Source organism: Rhodococcus sp. IEGM1428 (genome assembly GCF_050321865.1).
In the GTDB taxonomy this organism is placed as follows: Bacteria; Actinomycetota; Actinomycetes; order Mycobacteriales; family Mycobacteriaceae; genus Rhodococcoides.
The window spans coordinates 898,824-918,125 of record NZ_JBNQFW010000002.1; the positions used below are offsets into that span (position 1 = coordinate 898,824).

The 19,302-nt window shown below is 63.7% G+C and carries 22 protein-coding genes; 10 read left to right on the forward strand and 12 right to left on the reverse strand.

Annotation, left to right across the window (positions count from 1 at the left end):
* Positions 1-37: 37 nt before the first annotated feature.
* Positions 38-523, forward strand: coding sequence for an Lrp/AsnC family transcriptional regulator (locus tag ACQR3T_RS12780; RefSeq protein WP_428693659.1), 486 nt, complete (start codon positions 38-40; stop codon positions 521-523).
* Between the two features lie 28 nt (positions 524-551).
* Here the strand turns inward: ACQR3T_RS12780 and hppD are convergent, their stop codons facing one another.
* Positions 552-1,757 (reverse strand): 4-hydroxyphenylpyruvate dioxygenase, encoded by a 1,206-nt coding sequence (hppD, locus tag ACQR3T_RS12785; protein ID WP_428693660.1) that lies wholly within the window; start codon positions 1,755-1,757, stop codon positions 552-554.
* Positions 1,758-1,964: 207 nt separating this feature from the next.
* Here hppD and ACQR3T_RS12790 point away from each other — a divergent pair, with 207 nt between their 5' ends.
* Complete coding sequence (locus ACQR3T_RS12790; RefSeq protein ID WP_032379902.1) at positions 1,965-2,477, forward strand: Lrp/AsnC family transcriptional regulator; 513 nt, start codon at positions 1,965-1,967, stop codon at positions 2,475-2,477.
* Positions 2,478-2,517: 40 nt separating this feature from the next.
* Here ACQR3T_RS12790 and ACQR3T_RS12795 read toward each other — a convergent pair whose 3' ends face one another.
* From ACQR3T_RS12795 to ACQR3T_RS12805, 3 genes are all read right to left on the reverse strand, one after another.
* Positions 2,518-3,897, reverse strand: a complete 1,380-nt coding sequence (locus ACQR3T_RS12795) for an SLC13 family permease (RefSeq protein ID WP_428693661.1) — start codon at positions 3,895-3,897, stop codon at positions 2,518-2,520.
* Between the two features lie 72 nt (positions 3,898-3,969).
* Positions 3,970-4,842: a hydroxymethylglutaryl-CoA lyase gene (locus ACQR3T_RS12800; protein ID WP_428693662.1), complete on the reverse strand. Its 873-nt coding sequence runs from the start codon at positions 4,840-4,842 to the stop codon at positions 3,970-3,972.
* 1 nt (position 4,843) lies between these two features.
* Positions 4,844-6,067, reverse strand: a complete 1,224-nt coding sequence (locus tag ACQR3T_RS12805; RefSeq protein WP_428693663.1) for a CaiB/BaiF CoA transferase family protein — start codon at positions 6,065-6,067, stop codon at positions 4,844-4,846.
* A 176-nt stretch (positions 6,068-6,243) separates the two neighbouring features.
* Here ACQR3T_RS12805 and ACQR3T_RS12810 point away from each other — a divergent pair, with 176 nt between their 5' ends.
* Positions 6,244-6,783: a gamma carbonic anhydrase family protein gene (locus ACQR3T_RS12810; protein WP_428693664.1), complete on the forward strand. Its 540-nt coding sequence runs from the start codon at positions 6,244-6,246 to the stop codon at positions 6,781-6,783.
* Positions 6,784-6,876: 93 nt separating this feature from the next.
* The gene (locus tag ACQR3T_RS12815) at positions 6,877-7,536 is read left to right on the forward strand and encodes an IclR family transcriptional regulator (protein WP_428693665.1); all 660 of its coding nucleotides are present in this window, start codon (positions 6,877-6,879) and stop codon (positions 7,534-7,536) included.
* A gap of 7 nt (positions 7,537-7,543) precedes the next feature.
* On the opposite strand, the gene fahA is transcribed toward ACQR3T_RS12815, so the two are convergent.
* From fahA to ACQR3T_RS12835, 4 genes are all read right to left on the reverse strand, one after another.
* Positions 7,544-8,710, reverse strand: a complete 1,167-nt coding sequence (fahA, locus tag ACQR3T_RS12820) for a fumarylacetoacetase (RefSeq protein WP_428693666.1) — start codon at positions 8,708-8,710, stop codon at positions 7,544-7,546.
* Between the two features lie 31 nt (positions 8,711-8,741).
* Positions 8,742-9,530: a hypothetical protein gene (locus ACQR3T_RS12825; RefSeq protein ID WP_428693667.1), complete on the reverse strand. Its 789-nt coding sequence runs from the start codon at positions 9,528-9,530 to the stop codon at positions 8,742-8,744.
* Positions 9,527-10,720 (reverse strand): homogentisate 1,2-dioxygenase, encoded by a 1,194-nt coding sequence (locus tag ACQR3T_RS12830; RefSeq protein WP_428693668.1) that lies wholly within the window; start codon positions 10,718-10,720, stop codon positions 9,527-9,529. The genes ACQR3T_RS12825 and ACQR3T_RS12830 overlap by 4 nt, the downstream gene beginning before the upstream one ends.
* Before the next feature lie 72 nt (positions 10,721-10,792).
* Positions 10,793-11,320, reverse strand: a complete 528-nt coding sequence (locus tag ACQR3T_RS12835) for a MarR family winged helix-turn-helix transcriptional regulator (RefSeq protein ID WP_032379910.1) — start codon at positions 11,318-11,320, stop codon at positions 10,793-10,795.
* Between the two features lie 94 nt (positions 11,321-11,414).
* Here ACQR3T_RS12835 and ACQR3T_RS12840 point away from each other — a divergent pair, with 94 nt between their 5' ends.
* Complete coding sequence (locus ACQR3T_RS12840; RefSeq protein WP_032368666.1) at positions 11,415-11,624, forward strand: hypothetical protein; 210 nt, start codon at positions 11,415-11,417, stop codon at positions 11,622-11,624.
* On the opposite strand, the gene ACQR3T_RS12845 is transcribed toward ACQR3T_RS12840, so the two are convergent.
* The gene (locus tag ACQR3T_RS12845; protein WP_428693669.1) at positions 11,596-11,994 is read right to left on the reverse strand and encodes a GAF domain-containing protein; all 399 of its coding nucleotides are present in this window, start codon (positions 11,992-11,994) and stop codon (positions 11,596-11,598) included. The two genes, ACQR3T_RS12840 and ACQR3T_RS12845, sit on opposite strands and share 29 nt — an antisense overlap.
* Positions 11,995-12,119: 125 nt before the next feature.
* On the opposite strand from ACQR3T_RS12845, the gene ACQR3T_RS12850 reads away from it, so the two are divergent.
* Positions 12,120-12,530 carry a hypothetical protein gene (locus tag ACQR3T_RS12850; protein ID WP_032379913.1) on the forward strand — a complete coding sequence of 137 codons (411 nt, stop codon included), beginning with the start codon at positions 12,120-12,122 and terminating at the stop codon, positions 12,528-12,530.
* A gap of 337 nt (positions 12,531-12,867) precedes the next feature.
* On the opposite strand, the gene ACQR3T_RS12855 is transcribed toward ACQR3T_RS12850, so the two are convergent.
* Complete coding sequence (locus tag ACQR3T_RS12855) at positions 12,868-13,386, reverse strand: hypothetical protein (RefSeq protein WP_428693670.1); 519 nt, start codon at positions 13,384-13,386, stop codon at positions 12,868-12,870.
* A 206-nt stretch (positions 13,387-13,592) separates the two neighbouring features.
* Between ACQR3T_RS12855 and ACQR3T_RS12860 the strand changes: the two genes are divergently transcribed.
* The 4 genes from ACQR3T_RS12860 to ACQR3T_RS12875 all read left to right on the forward strand — a co-directional run bounded on the left by ACQR3T_RS12860 (position 13,593) and on the right by ACQR3T_RS12875 (position 17,925).
* Complete coding sequence (locus ACQR3T_RS12860) at positions 13,593-14,474, forward strand: dioxygenase family protein (RefSeq protein ID WP_428693671.1); 882 nt, start codon at positions 13,593-13,595, stop codon at positions 14,472-14,474.
* Positions 14,475-14,721: 247 nt separating this feature from the next.
* Positions 14,722-16,089: a lipase family protein gene (locus ACQR3T_RS12865; RefSeq protein WP_094618075.1), complete on the forward strand. Its 1,368-nt coding sequence runs from the start codon at positions 14,722-14,724 to the stop codon at positions 16,087-16,089.
* 53 nt (positions 16,090-16,142) lie between these two features.
* Positions 16,143-16,784 (forward strand): TetR/AcrR family transcriptional regulator, encoded by a 642-nt coding sequence (locus ACQR3T_RS12870; protein ID WP_094618074.1) that lies wholly within the window; start codon positions 16,143-16,145, stop codon positions 16,782-16,784.
* 31 nt (positions 16,785-16,815) lie between these two features.
* Positions 16,816-17,925, forward strand: a complete 1,110-nt coding sequence (locus tag ACQR3T_RS12875) for a CaiB/BaiF CoA transferase family protein (protein ID WP_094618073.1) — start codon at positions 16,816-16,818, stop codon at positions 17,923-17,925.
* Here ACQR3T_RS12875 and ACQR3T_RS12880 read toward each other — a convergent pair.
* Positions 17,922-18,653: an SIMPL domain-containing protein gene (locus ACQR3T_RS12880; RefSeq protein ID WP_428693672.1), complete on the reverse strand. Its 732-nt coding sequence runs from the start codon at positions 18,651-18,653 to the stop codon at positions 17,922-17,924. The genes ACQR3T_RS12875 and ACQR3T_RS12880 overlap by 4 nt on opposite strands.
* A gap of 38 nt (positions 18,654-18,691) precedes the next feature.
* Positions 18,692-19,243 (reverse strand): YceI family protein, encoded by a 552-nt coding sequence (locus ACQR3T_RS12885; protein ID WP_428693673.1) that lies wholly within the window; start codon positions 19,241-19,243, stop codon positions 18,692-18,694.
* Positions 19,244-19,302 lie beyond the last annotated feature (59 nt).

Here is a 19,302-nt window from a genome sequence, read left to right on the forward strand (position 1 = left end):
CGATCGGCGCAACGAACCACCAGCTAGGAGCGGACGAATGGACGACGTCTCGAGACGTGTGGAATTGGACGACACGGATCGTCGTATCCTCGCCGAGCTGACCTCGGACGGTCGGGTCTCGATGCGGGTGCTGGCCGATCGTTTGAATCTCTCTCGTGCACATACCTATACGCGGGTGGACAGGCTCAAGGATGCGGGCGTCATCGAACGGTTCACCGTGCAGGTTGATCATGCGGCGTCCGGGCTCGGTACCTCTGCATTCATCGCGCTGTCGATCCGTCAGGATTCGTGGCGCAGTGTGTCCGAGGGTTTGCGATCGATGGAGTTCGTCGACCATTTCAGTTTGCTCGGAGGGGATTTCGACGTGCTGGTACTCATCAGGACTCCCGACAACGAGAGTCTGCGGCAAGTGGTGCTGGAGGGGCTGCAATCGCTCGACGGCGTTCGAGCGACCCGCACGTGGCTGATCTTCGACGAAGACCGAGGTGGTTTGGGACGGACGACGCCGCCCACCGAACGCTGACAGTGGGCGGCGTCGAACAGGTTACGAGTCAGAAGTTGCCGCGAGCGTCCTGTTCGCGCTCGATAGCCTCGAACAGTGCCTTGAAGTTGCCGATGCCGAACCCGAGTGAGCCGTGGCGTTCGATCATCTCGAAGAACACCGTCGGGCGATCGACCAGTGGCTTGGTGAAGATCTGCAGCAGGTAGCCGTCCTCGTCTCGATCGACCAGAATGCCGCGCTTCTGCAGCTCTTCGATCGGCACTCGGACGTTACCGATCCGGGCGCGCAGTGCGGGATCCTCGTAGTACGAATCGGGAGTGGCGAGAAATTCGACGCCGGCGGCGCGGAGTGCGTCGACCGAGGACAGGATGTCGTTGGTGGCGAGCGCCAGATGCTGGGCACCGGGGCCGCGGTAGAAATCGAGGTACTCGTCGATCTGTGAGCGCTTCTTGGCGATGGCCGGCTCGTTCAGCGGGAACTTCACCCGGTGGTTGCCGTTGGAGACGACCTTGCTCATCAACGCCGAGTAGTCGGTGGCGATGTCGGCTCCGACGAATTCGGCCATGTTCGTGAAGCCCATGACGCGGTGATAGAAGTCGACCCACTCGTCCATCTTGCCGAGTTCGACGTTGCCGACCACGTGGTCGAGGGCCTCGAAGATGCGCTTGGGAGCGCCTTCCGGACGTTGCAGAGTCGACGTCCGCGGTACGTAGCCGGGTAGGTAGGTGCCGGTGTAACGCGAGCGGTCGACCAAGGTGTGCCGGGTGTCACCGTAGGTCGCGATGGCCGCGGTGCGGACCGTGCCGTGCTCGTCGGACATGTCGGTCGGCTCTTGCAGTACTCGCGTGCCCTGGGCTCGCGCATGTTCGATGCACCGGTCCACGTCCGGCACCGCGAGTGAGATGTCGACGACGCCGTCGCCGTGGCGCGTGTGGTGTGCCACCAGTTCGCTGTCGGGGTCGACGGCTCCCTTGATGACGAAACGCACTGCGCCGGATTTGAGTACGTATGCGTGGTGGTCACGTTGGCCGGTCGTCGGGCCCGAGTACGCAACGAGTTCCATGCCGAAGGCGGACTGGAAGAAATGCGCGGTCTGCGTCGCGTTGCCGACCACCCACACGATTGCGTCCCAACCACTGACGGGAAAAGGGTCTCGCTTGTCGTCGTACTCCACGAGTCCGACGAGCTGGCGGAGCTGATCGGCGTCGAGGTCGGCCAGTCTTTCGTCATCGTTCAGGATGTTGTCGAGGCTCATGAAGTCTCCCTGGTTCAGGTGATGGATCGGGCGCGGCGACAAGAGTTTCGGCCGCCTTCGGTTCGAGCTGCGCGAACTGTCCTGATGACTCAAGCATCGCCGGTGAAAGGTGTCAATCGACCCAATTCTTACTATCGACGCTGTACAGATGGGCCAGTTCAAGACGCAGTTTGCTATACAATTCGCCTAGCAAAACGGAGGTATGCGATGGAATCCACAATGGACGAGCTGGACCGGGCAATGCTCGCTGCGCTGCATGACAATTCGAGGATCGGCGTACTCGAGCTGTCGCGAACGCTCGGTGTTGCACGCGCGACTGTGTCGGCCCGTCTGCAGCGTTTGGAGGACAGTGGCGTCATCACCGGCTATCAGCCTCGAATCGGTTTGGCAGCAGCCGGTTACGGCGTTCAGGCGTTCGTCACATTGGAGATTGCCCAGGGCGCGCTCGGTGACGTCGTCGCCGTCCTGGAGCAGATACCCGGGGTGTTGGAAGCGTTCGCGACGACCGGAGCCGGAGATGTGTTGTGCCGGGTCGCCGCGGCGTCGCATGACGACCTACAGCGAACCCTGATCGTACTCAACCAATCTCGTACGATTGCGCGGTCCACCAGTGTGGTCGTGCTCTCGGAGTTGGTCGCGTTTCGAGCGATGCCATTGCTGAACACCGCCGAGCCCGAGAGAACACCGAAGGCCCCTGCCTATCGACGAACGCACGACTGAGCGCGTACGGGTCGAGGCAGGGGCCGCCGAGGTGTTCGGGTCAGGTCATCGAGGGCGCAACCACCGTCAGCAGCCATACGGTCGGTGGAGCGATGAGAACGACCAATCCGCAGTAGCCGAGCATCTTTCGTTGGAATCGGGCCTTGTCGTCCACTCGGGCTTCGGCCAGAACCATGACGCCGTTGGTGGAGAACGGGCTCACGTCCACCACGGTAGCCGAGAAGGCAATGGCAGCAACGAATCCGATGGCTCCGAGTTCGCCGGCCGCGAGCAGGGGTGCGGCAAGCGGCAGTGCGATACCGATGGTGCCGATCGACGATCCGAAAGCCGAGATGATCGCCACCGCGTAGCACAGGATGAGCGCCGTCAACAGGGGTGAACCGAGGGCCGAGGCGGCGTCGCCGAGGAATCCCAACGTGCCGTTCTGGGTCATGACCGCCATGTACGTCTGAACACCGCAGACCAGAACCACGGCAGGCCAGGCGATGTTGTCGACCACCTTGGGGTGGGTCTTGGGCGCCAACAGCAGTAACACGACCGACACGCAGATCGCGCTGACGCCGATGTCGACTCCCAGCGTCACGGACAACAGAACCAGCGCTGCGATCCCGAGCAGGGTGAGTACCCGTACTCGGGTGAGCGGGACGTTCTCGTTCGGAACTGTTGTGACCGAGGAGGATTCGATGTGGTCGACCTCGACCTTCACGGAAGTGCCACCACCGCTACCCTCGGGCAGTCCGGTATGACCCGGGCGTGGGCCCGACGAGACGGGCAGTCCGCCTTCGTTGTCGCGCAAGTCCTGGACGTCGAACGCACGCGTGCGGTCTCGGATGAGGTCGCGGCCGAGAACCAGGAAGAGTACGAGCGCGATGAGCGTGTTGAGCACGAACGGGATGAGGAACAGCGCCAGTGGGTGTGAGCCGACACCGGTGGAGTCCATCAGGCCGTTGACGAAGGCACCGTAAAGGTTGATCGGCGAGAAGCAGCAGGCGAGAGCGCCGTGGCTGACGACCATGCCCATCAGGAAGGGATTGATGTTGTTGCGCTTGGCGAGTGGCATCGCGATCGGTGCCAGCATGCCCACGGCCAGAACGGATCCGAGAGCCATCAGCAGCCCGGACAGCAGGAACATCATCCACAGGATCGCCCAGCGTCGTCCGCCCACCAGTCGGAGCGAGCGGTCGATGACGACGTCGATGGTTCCGTTGGCTTTGGCGATGGCGAACAGCAGCGTGATGCCGCCGACGATGATGAAGGTGCTACCAGGGAAGGCGTCGATGACGTCTTCTACGGGTATGCCGGATATTGCGCCACCGACGATGAAGGCACCGGCGAAGGCGAGTAGACCCATGTTGATGGGTGTGATCGTGGCGACCGTGAAGATGGCGATCAGGGCGACGATCGAGATTGCGTAGACCATGGCTGGCCTTTCGGGCAGGGGGATGAGGTGGGCCGTGGGAGCGCGGCGGCGTACGGGCCGTAGCCCGCGACATCAGTGCGTGGGTGTGAGGAGTGGACGGCCGCGGCCGACCACCGTGCGAGCGAGAGCGGCGGCGGTAGCCAGGGCCGACGTATCGATACCGGTGTCGATTCCGGCACGATGGAATGTGTCGACCAGTTCTTCGGTAGCGAGGTTTCCGTGTGCGCCCGGAGCGAATGGGCAACCGCCGTACCCGGCGAGTGCACTGTCGAAGTACTCGATGTCCAGATCGATCGCCGCCCGTACTGCTGTCTCGAGGGCCTGATCTCGAGCGTTGTGTAGGTGCAGACTGATCGTCAACTCGGGCAACGCTGTTCGGACGGCGTCGACACCGGCGAGGACCTGATCTGTGGTCGCGATGCCAAGAGTGTCCGCCAGACCGATGCTCGATACACCGGTGTCGGCCATGCGTTCACACACCTCGACGAGCCGCTCGGGTGCAATGACGCCGTCGAACGGGCACACGAAGGCGGTGCTCACTCCGCCGATGAATGTACGGTCCGGGTGCAGCGCAACCGCGGAACTCAGGTCGCGCAAGGCATCGTCGGACGAGCGGCCGGCGTTGGCGCGGCTGTGGCCCTCGCTGGCCGAGGTGACTATCTGGATCACGTCGATGTCCGTCTCGGCGGCCCGATTGACGCCACGGCCGTTCAACGTCAATGCACTGTAACGGGTTCCGGCTCGGCGGGGTGCACGCGCGACGACGTCCTCTGCATCGGCCATCTGCGGCACTCGGGTGGCAGAGACGAACGACGCAATCTCGAGGGACGTGATGCCCGACGCAAGGGTGGCGTCGAGCACCGCCAGCTTGTCCTCGGTGGGGACGATGCACTTCTCGTCCTGCAAACCGTCGCGGAGATAGACGTCGGTGATGTGTACGCGCACCTCAGATCACCTTTCTGGCGCGGAGATCGTCCAGCTGCTCTTCGGTGAGCCCGAGTGTGCGGCCGAGGACATCGTCGGTGTGCTCGCCCAGGTCCGGCCCGGCCCATCTCACGGCGGTCGGTTCGTCGCCGAATCGCGGAACCACTCCGGGAAAGCGAACTTCCTCGGTACTGCCCTGTTCCACAGAGACTTTCAGAGGCTGCACCATTCCGCGTGAAACGAAGTGTTCGTCCTCGGCGATCTGAGCTGCATCGAACACTTCTCCGACGGGTATACCGGCGGCACCGAGTTCGTCGACGACAACAGCTGTCGGCCTTACCGACGTCCAGTCGGAGATCGCTCCGTCGAGTTCGGCCTCGCGCGCAAATCGCTTGTCGCCGTCGGCCAATTCCGGGTCGGCGGCCAGGTCTGCTCGCCCTACCGCAGTCATGAGCCGTCCGAACACGCTGCTCGAGTTTCCAGCAATCATGACGCTGCCGTCCTGGGACCGATAGATGCCACTGGGGACCACGCCGGGGAGATTGCCCGCTGTGCGCTGGCGAACCGTGCCGTATGCGTCGTAGTCCGGGACCAGCGATTCCATGGCCATGAACACCGCCTCGTACAGGGCGACGTCGGCAACCTTGGGCCGGGAATGATCTCCGCTTCGTTCGCGAGCCAGGAGCATCACGAGAGCGCCGACGGCACCGTGTAATCCGGCCAGCACATCGCCGATCGGTGCTGCCGGACGGACCGGCTCGCGATCTGCGTGACCGGTGACGTGGCGCAATCCGCCGAATGCTTCTGCTACTCCGCCGAAGCCGGCTCGGTCCCGATGCGGGCCGGTTTGGCCGTAACCCGAGATGCGGACCATGACCACGTCGGGATTGGCTTCCTGGAGGCGGTCGGGTCCGAGGCCCCAGCGCTCGAGGGTGCCGGGCCGGAAGTTCTCCACGACGACATCGGCGGTCTCGACCAACTTCAGCGCGAGATCGCGGCCTTCGTCGGTACGCAGATCGAGAGTCACCGAATGTTTGTTGCGAGCAATGGTCCTGAACATCATGGAGGTGTCTCCGCGGGTTCGACGCCAGCCGCGGAGTTCGTCGCCGACGCCAGGGCGTTCGATCTTGATGACGTCGGCACCGAAGTCCGCGAAAAGTCGACTCGCGAAGGGTGCGGCGATGAAATTGCCCAGTTCGATAACACGGATTCCGTGCAAAGGGCCGTTCTCAGTGGCAATGGTCACCGGTGGTCACTCCCTGCAGTTGCGTAGTAAGTCTGAGTGAAGATGGCCTAATTATCATTATTTGATAACGACATTATCTTCTGGTAGGAATGACCATAGTGCGCTGGATCACTAATGACAACCACTGTGATGTGGATTCCCGAAACAGCTGTTCCGATGGAAGGAAACAGGAAGTCATGACCGAGACAAACCCAGGGTCGATGTTGCTCGCGCTCGAGTGCGGATCACCGACGGTCGACGCGTCCGCGTGGGTCGCCCCCACTGCAACGCTCGTCGGACGAGTGAATCTGGGCCCGGACAGCAGTGTCTGGTACCAGGCCGTTCTCCGCGCCGACTCCGAGGAGATCACGATAGGCAGTGGGTCCAACATTCAGGACGGTGTTGTCGCCCATGTGGATCCGGGCTTTCCGCTCACGATCGGTGCGAACGTGAGTGTGGGACACAATGCCGTCTTGCACGGTTGCACCGTCGGGGACGGAACTTTGGTCGGCATGGCTGCCGTCATCATGAACGGTGCAGTGGTGGGAGAGAACTGCCTCGTTGCAGCGGGCGCGCTGGTGACCGAAGGCGCTCGTATTCCACCCAGATCTTTGGTGGCGGGTGTCCCCGCCAAGGTTCGGCGGGAATTGACCGACGAGGAGGTCGAGCACTGCACAGTCAACGCGCTCACCTACCGCGATCTGGCCGGCGTCCACCGTGGCGCTCGGCCCTGCTGACGGCGTCGTAGACCGCCGAACGCCTATGCTGCGTAGGCACTGTCGGCCATGTTGCCGATGCTGAGTGGGAATCGAAAACGGAGGTCGACAGCAGTGACGGACGGTAGCGCCGACACCACTACCGGGGTTCTGGCTCGGGCCGCGGCGATTCTCAATGCGGTCGAGGCATGTCCACGGACCACCGGCGACCTCGCCAAAATGCTTGGCCTGTCTGCATCGACGGTCTATCGGCTGGTCGGCGAGATGGTGCGGTACTCGATGCTCCGCCGGGACAACGACGGCCTTCTTCACCCTGGCGATCGCTTCGGTACCTCCACTCTCGGCGGGCTCGCCGTACCGATTCTCAGGCGCCTGCGGCAGGAGACCGGAGAATCCGCGCAGTTATGGGTACTGCGGGGATCGCATCGGCTGTGCCTGGTATCGGAGGATTCACAACACGAACTCCGGGCGTCGTTGCCCGTGGGCGCGCTACTTCCTCTCGGAGCGGGGTCGGCCGGTCACGTATTGGCAGGCGATCTCGACGCCGACGCCGACAGTCGCGCACTCGGGTGGTGGGAATCGGTGTCCGAGCGAACTCCGGGGCTGACCTCGGTGAGTGCACCGGTCCGCCGGGACGAGCGCATCGTTGCCGCCGTCTGCGTGGCGGGTCCGATAGAGAGGGTGGCGACGTCGGCGGGTCAGCTGTGGGGGCAGGCCGTGCGCGACGCAGCACTGGAGATCGAGCAGTCCCTTGTCGTGCGGTCGGACTGGTAGCAGTCGCTCAGGCCGGAACGATCCGGCCGCGGACATCGCCGAAGCCGATCCGCGAACCGTTCGGGCCCGGCGCACTCGCGGCAATGACGACGTCGTCGCCGTCCTCGAGGAAGGTGCGGGTCTCCGACCCGAGTGACACCGGTTCCCTACCACCCCAGGTCAATTCGATGAATGCCCCGCGCTGATTCTTCTCGGGTCCCGAGATGGTGCCCGACGCGAACAGGTCACCGGTTCGGCTGCTCGCGCCATTGACGGTCTCGTGGGCAAGCATCTGGGCCGGCGACCAGTACATCGCACTGTAGGGCGGGTGAGAGACGACATGGCCGTTCCACGCGACGGTCAGATCGATATCGAGAGCCCAGGAACGAGATTCGCGGAGGTACTCGAGCGGCTCAGGATCCTGTACCGGCGTCGAGACTCGCGCCTGCTCCAATGCGAGCAAGGGGACCACCCACGGCGAGATGGATGTCGCGAAACTCTTGCCGAGGTTCGGCCCCAGCGGGACGTACTCCCAGGCCTGAATGTCGCGAGCCGACCAGTCGTTGACGATGACGGCTCCGAACACGTGCTCGGAGAATTGATCCGGAGAGATGGGACCATCCGCGGGGACGCCGACGACGAAGCCCATCTCGGCTTCGATGTCCAGTCGCCGACTCGGACCGAACGTGGGCGACGGCTCGTCGGGTGCCTTGCGTTGCCCGCGAGGCCGGGTGATGTCGGTGCCCGAGACGACAACCGTGCCCGCCCGTCCGTGATACGCGACGGGTAGGTGCTTCCAATTCGGCAGCAGCGGTTCGGCATCGGGTCGGAAGAGTCGGCCGAGATTGGATGCGTGGTGCTCGGAGGCGTAGAAGTCCACGTAGTCGGCCACCTCGAACGGCAGATGCATCGTGACATCGGAAACGGACACGATTGCTTCCGCGGGGGTCTGGCCACTGATGAGCATGTCGGTGACGGACGTGCGCACCTCCACCCATCGACCGCGACCGCGGGCCATGAACGTATTGAGGCTCGGCGAGGAAAAATCCGAATCGCCCAGAGCTACGGATAGGTCGATCACGTTGTCGCCGTAGCGGACTCCCACACGCGCATCCGTGCCTCGAGTGCTGAAAATGCCATAGGGGAGGTTGTCGATTCCGAACTCGGAATCGGCGGGAATATCGATATGCGTCACGAACGGCGCTCCTGATTCACGGGGGTGGGGCTCACTGAGGTGGGACGAGTCCGAGGCGGACGAGGTCGTCCAGGGGTTCGCGGATGCTGCAGGTGCCGAAGGATGCGAAGGCGCGTTGGCCCTCGATTCCGGCGACGATCGCGGCGAGGACGTCGGCGTCCCGGATCGCCAGTATCTTCTCGAGCTCACCGACGCGAGCGCCGCTGTGTGCGGCTTCGGCCGCAAGGATCACGTTGAGGAAACCGTGCTGCTCGAACCCGTTGTCGGGATCGGTATTACGGGCAGCATGGTGCAGACCCGCGGTGGCTTTGAAGTGGACCTCGCGCCGTGCCGCCTCGTAGATGGACGCAGCGAGTTCCCGTTCGTCTGGATACTGGTCAGCCGTGACGCCGCCGGTCCTGAATTTGGCGCGATACCCGAACTCGTCGACGGCGTCGAAGATGTCGTCTCGTCGGGAGTCTCGGGGAATTTCGACATAGATGTCGATGTCCTGAGTGATGGTGCGCAAGGCGTCGATGCTCGTGCCGTTGGGGACTGCCACCTCGACGGCAACAACCGTCACCCCGGCGGTACGGTCGGCGACTCGCAGGCCTGCCTCCACGCTGCCCGGGCCGGCCGGTGCGGTCAACGCCACCTCCATCCGAGCACCGAGGACGAGCTCGTTCACCCGGTCCATCGGAACGACCAACGGGCCGACGAGGTCTGCGGAAGAACTGGCCCGGTACTCGAGGTGTTGTGCCGCAGCAACATCGAGCGGCGCATTGCCGGGAGGGAAAACAGCGGCATCGTCGCACAGGCGATGGAAAAACTTTGGGATCATCGGTTCGGTCCCCGGCCGGCCCACGTCCACGCATACCCGGTGTCCTCGCACGCCAGCGCACCTTCGCCCAGTTCGAGCGGGCGGAACGTATCGACCATGACGGCCAGTTCGTCGAAGAACTCGGCACCGATGCTGCGTTCGTAGGCACCGGGTTGCGGCCCGTGAGCGTGACCGCCCGGATGCACCGAGATCGATCCCTGGCCGATTCCGGAACCTTTGCGGGCCTCGTAGTCGCCGCCGACGTAGAACATGATCTCGTCCGAGTCGACGTTGGAGTGGTAGTACGGCACCGGAATTGCCAGCGGGTGGTAGTCGACCTTGCGTGGAACGAAGTTGCAGATCACAAAATTGGACCCCTCGAACGCTTGGTGCGCGGGCGGTGGTTGATGCACCCGGCCGGTGATCGGTTCGTAGTCGGAGATGTTGAACGTGTACGGGTACAGGCACCCGTCCCACCCCACCACGTCGAACGGATGCTGCGGGTAGACGAACCGGGTTCCGACGATCCCCGTCGAACCACGGTGTTTGACAAGCACTTCGACGTCGCTGCCGTCGGCGAGCAGAGGCTCGGTGGGGCCGTGCAGATCGCGTTCGCAGTAGGGAGCGTTCTCGAGCAACTGGCCGTACTTCGACAGGAACCGCTTCGGTGGCGCGATGTGACTGTTGGCTTCGATGGCGTACGCGCGAAGTGGACCGTCGGGAATCCACCGGTGCGTCGTCGCGCGCGGAATGAGCACGTAGTCGCCCTGCTGCGCCTGGAGAGCGCCGAATACCGTTTCGACGGTGGCAGAACCGGATTCGATGTAGACCATCTCATCGCCGATCGAATTGCGATACAGCGGTGATGTTTTCGATGCGACGACGTAGGACAGCCTGACGTCGGCGTTGCCGAGGACGAGTCGCCGGCCGGTGACGACGTCGGTGTCCGCCACGGCAGATTCTGGAAACAGCTCGTGCAACTTCAGGTGCCGCGGCACGAGCGGATGGTTGGGCGTCGTCGATTGATCGGGGAGCTCCCACACCGTCGCATCGACGATGGCCGACGGTATGTGGCGGTGATAGAGCAGAGACGAGTCCGACGAGAAGCCCTCTTCGCCCATCAGCTCCTCGAAGTAGAGGTTGCCCTCTGGAGTTCGGTGCTGGGTGTGCCGCTTCGGCGGTATCGATCCGAGTTGCCGGTAGTAGGCCACGTCATCGCTCCTGTGCTCTGTTCACCGCTTGTAGTAAATACATTAACTACTTTAACGTGATCTACACAACCTTCAGTTGCGTCCCCGGACGTCGAACTGGCTGCGGTGAGTGATGAGTTTGGTCAGCAGCATCACCAGGATCCGCTGTTCGGGTTCGGTGAGCGCGCTGGCCCACGCGTTCTCCCTTTCGTTCTGTTCGGCGAAGGTCTCCACCATTTCGTCGTGCCCCTGCGCAGTGAGGGCGAGGCGCACCGAACGCCCGTCCTTCTCGTCGGGCGTACTGGCGAGCAGGCCGCCGGTGATGAGTGTCTTGGACAGGTTCGAAACGGCTGCGCGGCTCATGCCGGTCAGTTCGGCTGCTCGTCGCGGTTCGATCGGGCCTGCCAGCCACGTGACGAACATCAATCGGAACGACGACCACGACCAGCCTCGGGGTCGATGAACCGTCGCCTCCAAGTCGTAGGTGACGATGTTCGACGCCCGGTTGAGTGTCAGCAGAACCTCGGTGGCCAACTGATGCTCGAACCCGTAGTCCCGGGCCAGCGTGGTGTTGGCGGTGTCGATGAACGACCAGAAGTCGGGCTCGGGTGAGTCGGTCACGAAATCACTGTAACCACGAAATCATCTGATCAACACCTTTATCACTTTGGCACGTGCGATTCGTGTCTCGTCCCGGAGGGGTCATGATGGACGCATGAGCTCGAAGAACCTGTTCGGTGGCCCACGGACCCTGCTGATCGTGGCAGCAGTGGTCATCGTGATCGCACTCGTCGCTGCCGCCGCGACTCTGATCGTTCGCGCCGTGCTCGGACCGCCCGAGGGCGAGAACAAGTTCGAGATTCAGGGCTACTCGGTTGTTCAGGTCGATCCCCAGGTCAGCGACCTCGCGCTCGCCACACGCTAGCCGACTCTGCGGCGACTCGCGGGTCGTGTGTCTGCTGAAAGTTTCGGCCGCCGCGGGCGAACGTGCGGAGCGTTGCGGCGGGTACCTCGTGCTCGGGAACGGGCTCGCCCGTCCACTCGCAGTCACGAACAAAGATCATGTTCGACGCCACTGCATCGGCGCTGCGATCTTCCCGCAGTGAGCCGAGAATTCGGCCGAGGAAGTACTCCCCACTCGCGGTTCGCGTCCAGACGAAAGATCCGTCCGGAACCTGCTCGAAGCGCTCGACCCGTTGTAGCGATCGCTCGTCGTCGGCCGCCATGCCGCAGAGTCCGAAGGTGAGGGCGCGCTCGACGCCGTCCGGCATCGGTGCGCGATAGACATCCGGCATGCAGCCAAGCCTAGGTCCCGAGGGGTTTACATACCACTTGGTCCGTTGCAGGATGTTCTCGAACAGCGGACGAATTCGACGAAATGGGGAGCATCGTGTTTTCGAGAAAAAGAGTCCTTCGCCTCGTGGCAGCACCGTTGGTGGCAGGAGCTCTGACGCTGGGGTCGGCGGGCATCGCGTCGGCCGCAACCACCACGGAGCTCAGGCCGGTACAGGCATTCGTCTTCTTTCAGCACGGCGTCAGCTTCGGGTCGGGGCCGGTCGAGGCAACGGCGACGGTGATCGAAGCAGGGGAGGTCACGGTGACGACAGCGAGCAAGATTTCGGGTGCGGGTGACATGGGCTCGTCTGCGGTCGGCCTGCTGCCGGTTCCGGTGACCGTGGTGTGGACGAACATCGACAACGGCCGATCCGGTTCGGCGGGTGGGATATCGACCGAGCCGATCACTCTCGCTACCGGTGCGGGCCGTGTCGATCTCACGATCACGACGGACACTCCCAACCTTCCCGGTGGTGGCCGCGTCGTCGTGGAGTAGCCATGTCCTCGGCGTGGACGTCGGTCGTAGCGGCAGCAACCTCGCGGACGTGGTGGACCACATCATCGATGCGGTGCGTCGACGCCATACGGCACTGACGTGAGCGTCCACAATTCGCTCTCACAAACGGGAAAAGGTATTTCAGCACTAATAGTGGGCGCTGAGGTCACCCACAGAAAGGTAGGGCCCTCCAACCGTGGCCGATCCGATGCAGGTGCCAAAGTGTTTGCCAGCGGATGGATTCCGCTGATCCGGGAGTGGACGTCCTCGCGGTTGGTGGCGGAGCGACGACGGTGCCCCGCCACTCGATCGTGACGGGGCGCTGTGGCCCGCGCAGTCAGAAGCCGAAGAATGATCCGGTGGGGAGGCAGACTGAGCCGCTGCAGCCCGGTGTGACGGCGGGGACGACGAGCGTTTCGGTGGTGGCGGTCGCCGGGCCACCAGGCACGGGGTCCCCGCCTGGGCCTGGAATTGTGGGTATACCGCCGGGGGTGCCCCAGTACTGGGATGGGTCGGTGTCGGTCGTCTGGCCCCCTTCGCACCACCATTCGATGGTGTAAGTGCCGTCAGAGACGTTGACCCCGTTGGTCACTGTGACCGACGAACTGCCAGGGGCAGTGCTTTGGCCGTTGCCTATGGCTCCTGTGTAGTCGAACATGAAACAGGCAGTGGGTTGCGCTCCTCCCGTGAAGGTGAAGGTGCCAGTAACGGTGTTGACGCCCGGTGCCCCGGAGACTGGAGCGGAGTTGAATTCAGCTGTGACCTGCCCGACGGCTGCGGTTGCCGGCGTCGCGGCGATGAGGGCGAGGGGTATCGCTGCGGCTGCCGCGAGGGCTGCGCTGAGTTTTGTACGCATGTAGGGGGCTGCTTCCGTCTCGTTCGGTCCCGACCGACCGGTCCGATGTTGCCATATGCGCTGGATGCGGGATGGATTTCGGCGCACATCGAACGCTGGCCCGCGGTACATCACTGGCGATCGAGGTCTGACCGCGAGGTGGCGTTGTCTTGAATCGACCTGAGTGATAGGTTGAAGGTTCAACTTAGGTACTCGAAGGACCTCTCATGACATCTGTCGTAAACCCGCCCGTCGCGGGAGCAGCGTTCGACGCATTCCTCGCCGAAACCGCACCCGCGAGCCGGTCGCAGCAGATGTGGACCCCCAACGACGGTCCGATGCCGGCCCTGTACATCAGCCACGGCGCGCCCCCGGTCTTCGACGACGCACTCTGGATGGACCAGCTGTTCACGTGGTCGCAGTCGATGCCGAAGCCGAAGGCGATCCTCATCGTCAGCGCGCACTGGGAAGAGGCTCCGCTGAGCCTGTCTGCCTCGGCGGCCGCGACCCCGCTGGTCTACGACTTCGGTGGTTTCGCTCAGCGGTACTTTTCGATGGAATACCGCACACCCGACGCCGAGGCCTTGGCCGCTCGCGTTGCCGCGGCAATCCCGGCGTCGGAAAATCTGCACCGACACACCTCGCGCGGACTCGATCACGGTGCCTGGGTTCCCCTGAAGGTGATGTACCCGTATGGCGACGTCCCCGTTCTCCAGTTGAGCCTGCCGACGCATGCTCCCGACCGGCTGATGGCGATAGGCGCTGCGCTGAAAGAGCTTCGCGCCGAGGGCGTCTTGGTCATCGGATCCGGATTCATGACGCATGGGTTGCCGTTCCTGTCCCGTGAGAACTTCGTGACCAACACCGTCCCGACGTGGTCCGAGGACTTCGATCTCTGGGCGGCCGACGCGTTGGCGCGCGGTGACGTCGCAACTCTGGCGGACTTCCGCAGTGCCGCACCGGGAATGCCCTATGCCCACCCGACCGTCGAGCACTTCACGCCGCTGTTCGTCACGCTCGGTGCCGCCGAGAATCCGGAAGCCCCGGTGGCTACGGCGATCACCGGCTTCCAGTTCGGTTTGGCGAAGCGGTCGTTCGCGGTCGCGTGACGAACGGGCGCAGCCCAGTGCACTTGGGATCGGTTCACTTCTGAATCTCTTTCGATTCGGGGATTGTTATCCACGCCACTTCGCTCTACAGTTCTGAACACCATCTCGGACATCGGTGTCCAAGATGGACGGATGCGCTGTACGAACCGTCGCCGGGCGCGCCTCCTGTGGATCCCGTCCTCCGGCGCGAAGGAGTACACCCGTGTCTTCTGCCCGCTCTTGGACGCTGCGTACAGCGATCAGCGTGATGACCGCCGCTGCGGCTTTTGCTGCCATGACGACGCCCGCTGCTGCTGCACCCGATGCGAGCGAGGTGGACGTTCAGCCGCCTCTGGCACCGTTCACGTGGCCGAAGATTCCGGAGTTCGACAAAGACTTCTACGTCCCGCCCGCCGACGTGGTGGCCGCGGCCGCGCCGGGCCAGATCATCGCTGCGCGGCCGGTCGAGCTGGCCACTCTCAACGTCATCCCCACGCAGGTCGACGCGTGGCAGTTGTCGTTCCGGTCCAACAACGGTCGCGACGAGCCGATCGCTGCGGTGACCACGGTCATCAAGCCCCGTGGCGTCGCCGCGGAATCGCGGCCCTTGATCTCCATCCAGTTGGCCGAGGATTCTCTCGCTGCCTACTGCGCGCCTTCGTATGCGATGCGAGCGGGTGCGATTCCCTGGCCGGTGACGGGCGCGGTGACGTCGGGTGCTCAATTCCTCGAAGTGCAGGCAGCGTTGGCGCAGGGGTGGGCAGTATCGGTACCTGACCACCAAGGTCCGAACAACTCGTTCGCCGCAGGGCCGGTCGCCGGTCGGATCACACTCGACGGAATCCGAGCGGCCGAGAACTTCGCGCCGATGCAATTGGCCGGGGAAGCCACCAAGGTGGGGATGAGCGGTTATTCCGGCGGCGCGATAGCGACCGGGCATGCAGCCGAACTGGCCGAACGCTACGCCCCTGAGCTCGACATCGTCGGAGTCACCGAGGGTGGAACTCCCGCTGAACTCGGGGCGCTGGTGGACAACGCGAACAACACACTCGGTTCGGGAATCGTCGCTGCCGGGATCATCGGTGCCAGTCGTGAAGATCCCGAGTTGGCCGATTTCGTCGACGAACATATCGATCCGCTCGGCAGGGCGTTGTTCGCAGCGAAGGACAATCTCTGTGTCGGTTACTCGTCGGCGCTGCTGCCGTTCGTCAACCTGAAGGGCTTCCTGCACACCGACGGCGACCCGATTCAACAACCGGTGGTGAAGAAGGCCCTGTCTGCGATGCAGCTCGGCGGCACCACACCGAACATGCCGCTCTACGTCTACCATTCCAACCCGGACTGGCTGGTGCCGATCGGACCGGTCAACGCGATGGTCGATTCGTATTGCAGCCGTCCGGGTGCCGATGTCACGTACACCCGTGATCATTTCAGCGAGCACATCACCTTGGAGTTGATCGCTTTTCCGAGCGCGGTGTTGTGGATGCGCGACCGGTTCGCCGGTGTTCCTGTGGAACCGGGTTGCCGAACGAACGATGTCGGCTCGATGGCGCTCGACACGCGTGCACACCCGCTCTTCGTCGACGCTGTAGGCGAGATAGTCGCCGGACTGTTCGGTAAGCCGATCGGGGCGTGAGGGAACCGATCGGCGTACGGCAGGCGAGGTGTCGCCGGCGGTAGACTCCGCCGGTGACTGTCGCCGACGATCAGGGCCGCATCTACGCGGGACGATCGTCCGCCGCGCGAAAAGCCGATCGCCGCGCGCGGTTCTTGCACGCCGGGGTCGAGGTCATCGGGGCACGCGGATACGCAGCCACCTCGGTCGCGGATATCTGCGCTGCAGCCGGTCTGGCGCGCAGTCAGTTCTACAGTGAGTTCGCCAACCGTGAGGCGCTGCTCGTGGATGTGTACGACCTGATTCAAGACGACGCCCTGGCTGCAGTCGTCGCCGCACTCGACGGGCAGCTCGACCGAGATCGACGCGCGCTGGTTGTTGCTGCGATGACGGCCTTGGTCGGATCGATCGGAGGGGACCCACGCCGAGCACGAATTTCCTACCTGGAGATGCTGGGTGTCAGCGATGCCGTCGAGCAGCACCGGACGCGCCGTCGTGCACAGTGGGTACAGTTCTTCGAGAACACCCTGCGCTCGGAAGTCGGTTCCGATTTCGTTCCACCAGGTGGATACCGTTTGGCCGCAACAGCATTCCTCGGTGCGCTCACCGAGATCGTCTCCGACTGGTCGCGCACCGATCCCCCTCGCCCACCTATCGAGCACATCGTGGAGACGATGGTTGCCGTTCTGGGAGCGTTCGTTCCCGACCTGAACTGAACTGCGGCGTGTCGCGCAATACAGTGGACCGATGACACCTGCCACCGGTCCACTCGCAGGCCTCGTGGTCGCGGACTTCTCCCGTGTGCTCGCCGGCCCGTACGCGACGATGATGCTCGGCGACATGGGCGCAGACGTGATCAAGATCGAGCGACCCGGAATCGGTGACGACACCCGATCGTGGGGCCCGCCATACGACTCTTCCGGTACGGCAACCTATTTCAACTCGGTGAATCGCAACAAGGCGTCGAGGTTCATCGACCTGCAGTCCGAGAGCGGGGTGGCTGAGGCACGTGAGATCGTCTCGGGCGCGGACATCGTGATCGAAAACTTCCGCGCCGGAACGATGGACCGCCTCGGTCTGGGCTATTCGACTGTGTCGCAATCGAACCGGGGCCTGATCTACTGCTCGATCTCTGGCTTCGGCACCGGGGGAGGAGCTGCGCTCCCCGGATACGATCTGGTGGTCCAAGCCGTCGGCGGGCTCATGAGCGTCACCGGCCCCGACGCCTCGACACCGACCAAGGTGGGGGTGGCGATGGTCGACATCGTCACCGGTCTACATGCACTGAGCGGAATCCTTGCCGCACTGCATCATCGATCACAGACCGGTGCTGGCCAGCAGGTGCACACCTCGCTGATGGCGTCGGTGCTGTCCGCGTTGAGCAACCAGTCGGCGGCGTACCTCGGGGCAGGCGCTGTGCCCGTCCCGATGGGAAACAAGCATCCCTCGCTCGTGCCGTACGAGGTGTTCGAGACTGCCGACCGTCCATTGGCACTGGCGGTGGGAAACGACCGGCAATTCGCGGCCCTGGTCGAGGTGCTCGGATTGCCTGCGTTGGCCGAGGACGATCGCTTCTCGTCCAATTCTGCTCGCGTCGAACATCGCGATCACCTGGTCGACGCGTTGACCTCGGCGCTGCGGGCACGTACAGCGGACGAATGGTACCGAGATCTGATGGCCCGCAACGTCCCCGCGGGGCCGGTCAACTCCATCGAAGAGGCGTTTGCCTTCGCGGAATCGCTCGGTCTCGAACCGCGAGTGCAGGTTCCGGGTTCAGTGGCCGACGGCGTCCGCAATCCGCTGGACTTTTCGGCCACCCCGGTGAACTATCGCTTGCCACCGCCCGCCGGGACCTAGTTCAACGCCCACTTCACCGACACGGACACGCTGACGGTCTGCTGTCCCGGTTCGATGGGCACCGCCGTGTCGAGCGAAGTGGCGGACTCGCCGAACGACCTCGGCTGCTCCTGGCCGGTGATCGACTCCGTGATCGACAGAACGTCACCGAGTTCTCCGCCTGCGAGCGATGCGTACTGCTCGGCGCGATCGCGGGCATCGGCGAACGCCCTGGACCGGGCATCGGAGATCAGCTCGGAATCGTCGTCGATCTTGAAGGAGACTCCCGAGATGCGGGTCGCGTTTCCGCCGGCCGTTGTGGCGTCGCCCAACACCGCGGAGGCCTTCGACAGGTCGCGAACCGTGACCTGCAGGGTGTTGGTGGCTTGGTATCCGGAAATAGCCGAGGTGCCTCCCGGCAATGCGCCCGAGTACTGCGGATCGATCGACACCTGTTGAGTCTGGATGTCCTCGCGAGCGACGCCGGCCGCAATCACTGCGTCCGTGACCTCACTGACGGCAGAATTGGCCTGTTCGATGGCGGCGGTGACGTCCTCGGCAGTGGCCTGAACACCGATCTGCGTCGTCAACGTATCCGGTGCACCCTGGACTTCTCCCACGCCGTTGACGTTCACTCCGGGAGGTCCATCGGGGGACGACGTCGCTGGGCTGCTGCAGCCCGCGGTCAGGGCCACGGTCAGCAACAGGGCCGATGCGCACGATCCGATCATCCATCGATTTCGACTCATCGCCGTAGTGTCCATCATGACAGGCGAATTGGAAAGGCTCAGGGCTCGCGATACTCGGCGTCGAACGTCACGGTCACCTCGTCCACCACCTTCATGGCTCCGAACATCTGCGAATACGGAGTGATCTTGTAATCCGATTGGCGCACAATAGTTTCGGACTCGATGTGCCATCGATCACCGAGGTCGGTGGCGGTCACATCCACGGCGATCTCCCTGGACACGCCGTGAATCTCGGCCGTGCCGGCCAGTCGAAATCCGGAGTCGACGGCAGTGATCTCTTCCGAAACGAATCGAATCGATGGATATCGGTCGGCCTCGAAACTCTTGAGCGCGTTTGCCTTCGCCACTATTTTCTCCGGTCCGATCAAGGGTGTCAGTCCGCCCTCTCCGCGAACCACCTCGAGTGAACTCACCTCGGCGACGAGGGTGACCGCGGTGGGCGCGTCCCCCGACCACTCGACCGTCGCGGTCCAGGAGGTCACCGCAATCGTGAGGCGATGGCCCATCTTGGCTGCCCGTCCGGTGACATCCGTCCGAACGGCCAACTGTCCATCGTCCGATGCGTCGAGCGTCCAGGTCGCGGTAGTCATGCCCCGACTGTATCGGTCCCGCAGAACCGAGGAAGGGACCCGGCGCAGGTGGTTAGGGT